Annotated in this window: 8 protein-coding genes and 1 other RNA gene; 4 read left to right on the top strand and 5 right to left on the bottom strand. The window is 51.8% G+C overall.

The window, feature by feature from the left end:
• Nucleotides 1-234: 234 nt before the first annotated feature.
• Entirely contained in the window at nt 235-933 is a 699-nt protein-coding gene (locus MHN01_RS09630; RefSeq protein ID WP_239411156.1) for an oxidative stress defense protein, read from the top strand.
• A gap of 89 nt (nt 934-1022) precedes the next feature.
• Here MHN01_RS09630 and serA read toward each other — a convergent pair whose 3' ends face one another.
• The 5 genes from serA to zapA form a co-directional block, all read right to left on the bottom strand.
• Nucleotides 1023-2252, bottom strand: coding sequence for a phosphoglycerate dehydrogenase (gene serA, locus MHN01_RS09625; RefSeq protein WP_239411155.1), 1230 nt, complete (start codon nt 2250-2252; stop codon nt 1023-1025).
• Between the two features lie 262 nt (nt 2253-2514).
• Nucleotides 2515-3174 carry a ribose-5-phosphate isomerase RpiA gene (rpiA, locus tag MHN01_RS09620; RefSeq protein ID WP_239411154.1) on the bottom strand — a complete coding sequence of 220 codons (660 nt, stop codon included), beginning with the start codon at nt 3172-3174 and terminating at the stop codon, nt 2515-2517.
• Between the two features lie 240 nt (nt 3175-3414).
• Nucleotides 3415-4017: a 5-formyltetrahydrofolate cyclo-ligase gene (locus tag MHN01_RS09615; protein WP_239411153.1), complete on the bottom strand. Its 603-nt coding sequence runs from the start codon at nt 4015-4017 to the stop codon at nt 3415-3417.
• A gap of 95 nt (nt 4018-4112) precedes the next feature.
• Nucleotides 4113-4295: non-coding RNA, 6S RNA (ssrS, locus tag MHN01_RS09610), on the bottom strand.
• Nucleotides 4296-4302: 7 nt separating this feature from the next.
• Complete coding sequence (gene zapA, locus MHN01_RS09605; protein ID WP_239411152.1) at nt 4303-4605, bottom strand: cell division protein ZapA; 303 nt, start codon at nt 4603-4605, stop codon at nt 4303-4305.
• Between the two features lie 346 nt (nt 4606-4951).
• On the opposite strand from zapA, the gene MHN01_RS09600 reads away from it, so the two are divergent.
• The 3 genes from MHN01_RS09600 to MHN01_RS09590 are packed head-to-tail and all read left to right on the top strand — an operon-like array spanning nt 4952 to nt 8021.
• A complete protein-coding gene (locus MHN01_RS09600; RefSeq protein ID WP_239411151.1) occupies nt 4952-5599 on the top strand; it encodes a UPF0149 family protein in 648 nt (215 codons plus the stop codon).
• 23 nt (nt 5600-5622) lie between these two features.
• The gene (gene ubiH / locus MHN01_RS09595) at nt 5623-6810 is read left to right on the top strand and encodes a 2-octaprenyl-6-methoxyphenyl hydroxylase (protein WP_239411150.1); all 1188 of its coding nucleotides are present in this window, start codon (nt 5623-5625) and stop codon (nt 6808-6810) included.
• A 2-nt stretch (nt 6811-6812) separates the two neighbouring features.
• The gene (locus tag MHN01_RS09590; RefSeq protein ID WP_239411149.1) at nt 6813-8021 is read left to right on the top strand and encodes an FAD-dependent 2-octaprenylphenol hydroxylase; all 1209 of its coding nucleotides are present in this window, start codon (nt 6813-6815) and stop codon (nt 8019-8021) included.
• Nucleotides 8022-8103 lie beyond the last annotated feature (82 nt).

The raw sequence follows: 8103 nt of genomic DNA, 5'->3' as shown, positions 1-8103 counted from the left end.
CTGGCATCATTGGGCTTTGGAAAGCGGTGTGCTGACCGAGCTGTCGCAGCAGTTAACCGCGTATGCCCGTAATGTACTGCCGCAGTAGGTAGTTAGGAACTGGTCTGGGATGTTGATAAATGTAAAAATAAAACAATGTGCAAAATTTTTTGAGCTTTGGGGATAATTTTCTCTACCTCGTTGTCGAAACAGAACAACAGTCAGATTAGACGGTATAACCAATAGGATATCCTTATGAAAAAGCAACTATTAGCGGTGGTATTAGGATTTAGTGCATTGGGGGTTGCTGGTACGGCGGCAGCCAATGTGACCGTGCCGCACCTCGAAACAATAGGTAGTGGTGAGGTAACGGCACAACCTGATATGGCTGAGTTTTCGGTTGCGGTTGAAGAGGTACGCGGTACGGCAAAAGAAGCCAAGCAAGCTGTCGATAAAGCCGTCACGGCTTTTGTTGAGCGTTTGCAGGACAAGGGCGTCGAGCGAAGCGATATTCAGAGTGCCAACATCAGTTTGCAGCCGCAATATCACTATCCGAAAGATAAAAAGCCTGAGCTTACCGGCTATCGTGCCAGCCGCCATATTACCGTTACAGTTCGTGATCTTGAGCAGTTGAATACCTATCTTGATAACGCGCTGGGTGACGGTATCAATCGCATCAACAACATCCAGCTTAAGGTCAGCAACGAAGCTGAATATGTTGAACAGGCGCGACAGGCAGCCATAAAAGATGCTATGGAGAAGGCGGAATCATTAGCAAAAGGGTTTGGTGAAAAGATTGACGGAGTGTGGCGAATTACCTATCAGGTGAGCCATCCAAGGCCAGTGATGATGCGTATGGCGATGGATGCTGCGCCCGAGACCGCAGCGACTTATCAGGATGCGCAGATCACCATTCGAGACCGTGTCGAAGTGGTGTTTAAGCTGGAAGAATAATGTCTTTCTCCTGGGCTTAGAACGGCAAAAAGGAGAGCTGTGCTCTCCTTTTTCGTTATGAAGGTTTGTTCTAATCGGTGCGGTGGTTATTAGTGCAGAATACGTGCGCGAATAGTACCGTCGATGACCTTGAGCTTTGTCAGTGCTTCTTCGGCACGCTCAGTTTCTACATCGATAACCACGTAGCCGATTTCAGGACCTGTCTGCAGGTACTGGGCGGCAATGTTGATCCCTTCCGAGGCAAAAATTGTGGTGATCTGGTTCAGAATACCCGGGCGGTTTTCGTGGATGTGCAGTAGGCGAGAGCAGTCACGGTGCTCCGGCAGCGATACTTCCGGGAAACCGACTGCTGAAAGGGTCGAACCGTTGTCAGAATACTTCGCCAGTTTGCCAGCCACTTCCACCCCGATGTTTTCCTGGGCTTCCTGGGTCGAACCACCGATGTGCGGGGTCAGCAGCACATTGTCAAATTTGGCCAATGGTGACTCGAACGGATCGCTATTGGTCTTTGGCTCGGTCGGGAAAACATCGATAGCCGCGCCGGCAATGTGCTTGCTTTCCAGCGCGCTGCACAGCGAGTCAATTTCAACCACGGTACCACGGGCAGCATTGATGAAGATGGCACCAGGTTTCATGCGGGCAAATTCTTCGGCCCCCATCATATCCTGGGTTTCCGGCGTTTCCGGTACATGCAGGCTGATCACGTCACACTTGTTGAGCAGCTCGGTCATCGAGCGGACCTGGGTGGCGTTGCCCAGCGACAGCTTGTTCTCGATATCGTAGAAATAGACTTTCATACCGAGGTTTTCTGCCAGGATACCCAACTGGGTACCAATGTGGCCGTAACCGATAATGCCCAGGCGTTTGCCTCGGGCTTCAAAAGAGTGGTCTGCTGATTTTAGCCATTCGCCGCGATGCGCCTTGGCATTCTTTTCCGGAATACCACGAAGAAGCAGCAGGATTTCGCCAAGAACGAGCTCGGCAACACTGCGGGTATTCGAGAACGGGGCGTTGAAAACAGGGATCCCTCGCTTGGTTGCGGCTTTCAGGTCAACCTGGTTGGTTCCGATACAGAAACAACCCACGGCAATCAGTTTCTTTGCAGCACTAAAAACGTCTTCTGTTAGCTGGGTACGGGATCGAATGCCAACAAAGTGGGCATCTTTGATGGCTTCCAGCAGTTCTTCACCTGCCAGAGAACCTTTATGGTACTCGATATTGGTATAGCCAGCGTGCTGTAAAACTTCAATTGAAGAAGGGTGAACGCCTTCTAACAACAGAATTTTAATCTTTTCTTTATCCAGTGAAACTTTAGCCATTGGGTTCTCATCCTTAAAAACATGAGTCTAGGCATTCAGGCGGGAAACCAGCTTTTTGGCAGGAAAGAGACGGTAAGGTTATTTTCCTGCATGCTGATAAGGCCTGGCGTTAACTCAAACGATTGCTACATGCTGATATTAAAGTATCAAAAAATAACCAGTAAGGGTAAGAATATTACAATATAGATAATAAAAAACGGCATAAATTATGCCGTTTTGTAATCAAATAACGTAAACCTGTGGCGCAGTTTGGCTAACAGGTTTATTTTTCAAACTTTTTCACGCCGTCAGGAGAACCGACCAGCAAGACATCCGCACCACGGTGTGCAAACAGGCCTACGGTGACAACGCCAGGAAGGGCATTGATCTGGTCTTCCATGGCTTTCGGGTCAGTAATTTCCATGTTGTGAACATCCAGGATGATGTTGCCGTTATCGGTTACCACGCCTTCGCGATATACCGGATCACCCCCCAGTTTCACCAGCTCGCGGCCAATGTATGAGCGGGCCATCGGGATCACTTCGACTGGTAGCGGGAACTGGCCCAGCACGTCGACTTGCTTGGTATCATCAACGATACAGATAAACTTCTTGGCAATAGCAGCAACGATCTTTTCGCGAGTCAGGGCTGCGCCGCCGCCTTTGATCATGTCGTAGTCGCCGTTGATTTCATCAGCACCATCGACATACACGTCTAGGCTGGAAACTTCGTTTGCATCCAGTACCGGAATGCCGATTTGTTCAAGGCGTTCGGTTGAAGCGACAGAGCTTGAAACTGCACCTTTGATTTCTTCTTTACGGGTTTCCAGAGCATCGATGAAGTGATTAACGGTTGAGCCTGTGCCTACACCCACAATGCTGCCTTTCTTTACGTAGTCCAGAGCAGCCCAGCCAGCAGCTTTTTTCATTTCATCTTGTGTCATGCCTTTCTCCTAGTGATGACAAACGTTGCGCGAAGCGCTGATTATAGCTAACTGGGCTAGCGGCGTCAGGCCAAATCTTTGACGAAGTTCGCTGTTCATCATATCAAAAAACACAAATCTATTAATAACATAAGCTTAGCTTTATCTGTTGTGGCACGTAAAAACCAAACGTTTGCGTGAACGGACCGATAGATGCCGAAAAAGACAGCAATTAGCTTGTTGATTCAGTGGGGGTATTGCTCACCAGGTAAAGTGGTAGGACGGAGTGAGAATTTCCGGCAGGGGAACATCCCAGGCCTCAAAGGGCAGATTGTTGACCTGCTGACAGTCATGGGCCAAGCCCAGCGGGCGCGGTCCCTGCCTTTCGTAGTGCCAGCGGCTGAGGGTGCGATCATAATAGCCGCCGCCCATGCCCAGTCGTTGTCCCGTGCTGTCAAAAGCCACCAGCGGGGTGCAGATCAGATCCAGTTCGTGGACGGGTTTGACCAGGCGAATATCCAGCACGGGCTCTTGAATTTTATACTTGTTCAGCGCCATACGTGTTGCCGGTGTGTAATGGAGAAACAGCAGGTGTCCTTTGCTAAAAGGGTGCAGAACCGGCAGGTAAACCTGTTTGCCGTGTTCCCACAACCAGTCAATCAAGGGCTGGGTGTCAATTTCGCCGTCATTGGATAAATACAGGGCGATATGCTGTGCATCTAGAACGGATTGGAGCTGCTGGAACCGTACGAGCAGTTCCTGGGCATCATGCTGCTGTTGTTCCGGGCTCAGGGCGCGACGAAGCAAACGAACGTGTTGACGAATATGCTGACGGGGGGAAGATGGCTGAACAGGTAATCTCATAGGTCATCCAATGACTGAGGGTGTTCTGAGTATAGAAGAAGCGAGTTGGTGACAGACGAGTTGCTGTTAACTCGGTTCTCGTAATCTGGAGAAGGTATGCCCCAAGGTGCCGTTGCGAATTGTGGCCCTTGAACCAGACGTTCAAGGTGGATCAGCAACATTAACCGCAGGCTTCTCAGTACGGGCTGAGCATGCTCAATAGCTAATAAAAAGCTGATCCTGGGTATTTGCTTATCGGCTCGGGGACGTTAATTCACTGACGTACACCCCAGGGTCAATTCATTATCAACGCTTTGGTTGATTTTGCAATGCTTTATCCAAACTTTCTGCTAGTTCACTGATTCGATTGGATAAATTTGAATCATTGCCTTGTTGTTCTTTACGTTCGCTATGCAGCTCGTTACAAATATTCAGACCGGTAAACATCAACAGCTGCTCGATGTTGCTGATATTAGTTCGCTCGGAGAGATCCTTCAGGCGCTGGTCAAAATCTTTTGCTGCTTCGCGAAGCGCATCCTCCTGACCGGTCGGGCAGTTTACCCGCAGGATACGGCCCATTACTTGAATTTCAACTGCCTGAGTACTCATAAACTTCTAATCTGCTCCGTGCCAGATAGCTAATATGGCATTCCGCTTGCGATACGCGATAGGTGGCTAAATATAGAAAAAGCCCATTCAACATGCAAGCTTGCTCATCACGCTTTGCCACAAATGGTTACTGACTAGCCAGATCATCATCAGGGGTATGTATAGTGGGAGGCAAACTGGAACAGATGTCGCGAAATGTCCCGTTTTGAGATGCCTGCCGGTGTTACCTTATTCCGTTGCGATTGGCGAGCTATTGAATTGTTATCAGGTTATTAGCCTGTTGGTAGGCTAAGTGTTAGCATAACACCATTGAGATTGGCACCAACGAAATTAAGGTGAAAGGCCCATGAGCGATGTTAAATTACCTGCATATGATGTTGTTGAAGCAGCACTGAAAGATCACGGTCTAGCGGTGACGCCATCAGAGCTTCACGGCTTGCTGAGCGGGATGGTCTGCGGCGGTATGGCGGTGGATGATGAAAGCTGGGTGGGACCGGTCTGTGACTACGCCAACGAGGGCGCACCTTTAACTGATGGTGCAAAAACGGCTGTTCGCGCCGTGTTTGATGCCGTGTCTGCTGAAATGGGGCAGTTGGCTAAAACCCTGTTTACTTCAACGGCAGCGGAGCTGGCTGATGTCGAGTTTTCTGTCTCGCTGCTGCTCCCTGCTGGAGAGGCTGATTTGATGGTGCGTGCCGAGGCATTGAGCGAATGGACAACCAATTTTATCTCGGGGCTGGGGCTGATGGGGCTGGAGAAAGCCAAACTGTCACCAGAGGTTACCGAGGCAGTATCGGTGCTGGAGGAGATCTCCCAGTTAGGTATCGACGAAGACGACGATATGTCAGAGCAGGCGCAACTGTTTGAAAATGTAGTTGCCTATGTGCCGGAGTGTGTACTGACCTGCCTGGTTGAGCTGAGCCAGCGACCAGGTGCCGTTGAAGAGCCGGCTATCCCGGGGATCGGCCAGGGTGATAAGCCAACACTGCATTAATTTGATACGCGAAGGGGTTGGATGTGAAGCAGTATGATGTGGTCATTGCTGGTGGGGCAATGGCTGGCGCAACACTGGCAATTGCACTTAACGCACTGAGCAAGGGCCAACTTAAAATTGCAGTCGTCGAAGCGGTTGCACCTAAACTGGATCAACACCCGGGCTACGATGCCCGGAGCATCGCGCTATCGTTAGGGTCGGCCAATATTCTGCAGGATATTGGTGTCTGGTCGCCGATGGCTGAAGTCGCAACACCGATTTCGCATATTCATGTCTCTGATCAGGGGCATGCCGGTATAGTTCATGTCGATGCCGGCGAAGAAGCTGTTGATGCACTTGGTTACGTGATAGAGCTAGCAGATGCCGGTGCGTTACTGCACAAGCAACTGAGTGATCTGGAGCAGGTTGAGCTGCTCTGCCCGACGGTTATCACGGATATCGAGCGCAGTCTGGAGGCGGTTACGCTTACGTTGGATCAGGGCGATAAGATCACGGGCAAATTGTTGGTTACGGCTGACGGCGCCTTGTCGGCGTGCTGTGACATGCTGGGGATCGGGCGTAGCGAGTATGACTTTGAACAGGTTGCGGTTATTGCCAATATAACCACAGCGCAAGCCCATCAGGGGCGCGCCTTCGAGCGCTTTACGCCCTATGGGCCTGTTGCGTTGCTGCCGATGTCGGAAGGGCGCAGTTCGCTGGTGTGGTGTATCCGCCCTGAGGATCAGCGCAAGGTCATGGACTGGAGCGATAAGCAGTTTTTGGCCGAGTTGCAGAAGGCCTTTGGCTGGCGGCTCGGACAGTTGGTCAAGACAGGTGCCCGCTGTGCCTATCCGCTCTTGCTGCGTCAGGCCCGTCAGCTAACCTCCCACCGGGTTGCCGTGGTGGGGAATGCCGCGCAAACTCTCCATCCGATTGCCGGGCAAGGCTTTAATCTCGGTCTGCGAGATGTAATGACACTGGCTGAAGAGATCGCCCATGGCCTTGAGGCCGGGGAAGAACCGGGCAGTGTGAAGACGTTGAGTCGATATCGTCAGCGCCGTACCCCGGACCGAGAAGCGACGGTCAATATGACCGCGGGTCTGGTCAGCCTTTTTGCCAACAGCAGTTTTCCTCTGGTGGTCGGAAGAAATAGCGGCCTGATGGCAATGAGCCTATGCAATACTTTAAAAGCTCCGCTGGTACGGCGGGCTATGGGACAGGGAGAAAGATAACAATGATGCAAAGTGTAGATATTGCCATTATTGGCGGCGGAATGGTTGGTTTGACGCTGGCTGCTGCGCTTGCCGATACAGAATTGCGAGTGGCGGTTATTGAAGGCCGGCTGCCGGAGCAGACGCTTGAACCATTACCGGATTTACGCGTTTCAGCTCTTAGCCGGGCCAGTGAGCGTATTTTGCACCGTGTTGGCGCCTGGTCGGGTATCGAAGCGCGTCGCCTGAGCCCGTATAGCAAGATGCAAGTATGGGAGCAGGACAGCTTTGCCAGCATCGATTTTGATGCCGAGCGACTGGCTCAGCCGAATCTGGGACATATCGTCGAAAACCGAGTGATCCAGCTGGCTTTGCTGGAGCGTGTACAGCAGTTGCCGAATGTGACGGTAATGGCCCCCGAACGTTGTCAGAATATTGCCTTTGGCGAAAGTGAAGCCTGGCTGAGCCTGGAATCGGGTCAGAGCCTGACAGCCAAACTGGTTGTCGGCGCCGACGGTGCCAACTCCTGGCTGCGCCAGCAGCTCGATATTCCATTGACCCACTGGGATTACGGCCACAGTGCCATTGTTGCCAATATCCGGTGCACGGAGCCCCATGAGAAAACGGCTCGCCAGATTTTCCGCCCACAGGGACCATTGGCCTTTCTGCCGTTGCCGGACAGCGATTTGTGCTCGATTGTCTGGTCTGTGGCACCGCAGGATGCCGAGCAGCTTTGTGCGCTGCCAGACGAGGAGTTTAACAAGACCCTGACTGCCGCCTTTGATCACCGGTTAGGCTTGTGCAAGGTGGAGGGAGATCGTCAGGCCTTTCCGCTGAAAATGCGCTATGCCCGCGATTTTGTTCGCGAACGGGTGGCGCTGGTCGGTGATGCGGCGCATACCATTCACCCATTGGCCGGGCAGGGGGTGAACCTGGGCTTGCTTGATGCCGCCAGTTTGGCGCAAGAGCTGAAAGCGCTGTGGCTGCAAGAGCAGGATATCGGCAAGAAAGCGAATTTGCGTCAGTACGAACGTTGGCGTAAGGCCGAGGCGGCTAAAATGATCACCGCAATGCAGGCGTTTCGTGATCTGTTTGATGGCAGCAATCCTGCCAAGAAACTGGTCCGCGATATCGGGATGTTCATTGCCGATAAGGCGCCGGGCGTGAAAGATGAATTTATGCGCCGGGCACTGGGGCTATCCGGGGAGTTACCGGATTTAGCCAGGCACTAACTAATTCCATGCCGGTATTGCTAGCAGAATGAACCGTCTCGTTTGAGGCGGTTTTTTTGTTTGTCGCTAATTCGTAGGGATT

The organism is Photobacterium sp. OFAV2-7, assembly GCF_022347985.1.
Lineage (GTDB): Bacteria > Pseudomonadota > Gammaproteobacteria > Enterobacterales > Vibrionaceae > Photobacterium.
The sequence above is the reverse complement of the archived record's forward strand: the minus strand, read 5'-3'. Positions and strand labels throughout refer to the sequence as shown.

Excerpts from the sequence above, each read along its gene's own strand:
- MHN01_RS09630 (WP_239411156.1), top strand. The coding sequence starts at position 235 with ATGAAAAAGCAACTATTAGCGGTGGTATTAGGATTTAGTGCATTGGGG.
- serA (WP_239411155.1), bottom strand. The coding sequence starts at position 2,252 with ATGGCTAAAGTTTCACTGGATAAAGAAAAGATTAAAATTCTGTTGTTA.
- rpiA (WP_239411154.1), bottom strand. The coding sequence starts at position 3,174 with ATGACACAAGATGAAATGAAAAAAGCTGCTGGCTGGGCTGCTCTGGAC.
- MHN01_RS09615 (WP_239411153.1), bottom strand. The coding sequence starts at position 4,017 with ATGAGATTACCTGTTCAGCCATCTTCCCCCCGTCAGCATATTCGTCAA.
- zapA (WP_239411152.1), bottom strand. The coding sequence starts at position 4,605 with ATGAGTACTCAGGCAGTTGAAATTCAAGTAATGGGCCGTATCCTGCGG.
- MHN01_RS09600 (WP_239411151.1), top strand. The coding sequence starts at position 4,952 with ATGAGCGATGTTAAATTACCTGCATATGATGTTGTTGAAGCAGCACTG.
- MHN01_RS09590 (WP_239411149.1), top strand. The coding sequence starts at position 6,813 with ATGATGCAAAGTGTAGATATTGCCATTATTGGCGGCGGAATGGTTGGT.